The organism is Pseudomonas huaxiensis (assembly GCF_003231275.1).
GTDB lineage: Bacteria > Pseudomonadota > Gammaproteobacteria > Pseudomonadales > Pseudomonadaceae > Aquipseudomonas > Aquipseudomonas huaxiensis.
Genome location: NZ_QKVL01000194.1, coordinates 1 through 372, shown reverse-complemented (window position 1 = coordinate 372; position 372 = coordinate 1). Strand labels below are relative to the sequence as shown.

Genomic DNA, 372 nt, shown 5'->3' with positions numbered 1-372 from the left:
ACGCTCTCCCAGATTCGCCGGATCTTCAAGAAAGATATTCTTCCGCACCTGGGTGGGCGATCAATCTTCGGGATCACCCGGCATGACCTTCTCGATGTGCTCAGTCGAGTCGAACTGCGTGATGCACTGACCACTGCCGAGAAATGCCGCACCTGGTTCAACCAGCTTTTCCGGTATGCCTTGGTCAGAGTGCCCGGGCTCGAAATCAATCCTGCATTCGACCTTGATGTCGTCGCTATTCCCAAGCCTCCTGTGGATCACAACCCCTTCCTGGAAATGCATGAGCTCTCGGTGCTGTTGCCCAAGATGCGCGCCTACGGTGGCGCTGTCTCGACGGTGATGGGGTTGTTCCTGTTGTTGCTGACGGGGGTT

General features: G+C 56.5%; 1 protein-coding gene. It reads left to right on the top strand.

Going from position 1 to position 372, the window contains the following annotated elements:
* On the top strand, positions 1 to 372 hold a 372-nt coding region (locus tag DM374_RS32855), incomplete at both ends, for a tyrosine-type recombinase/integrase (protein ID WP_404821413.1).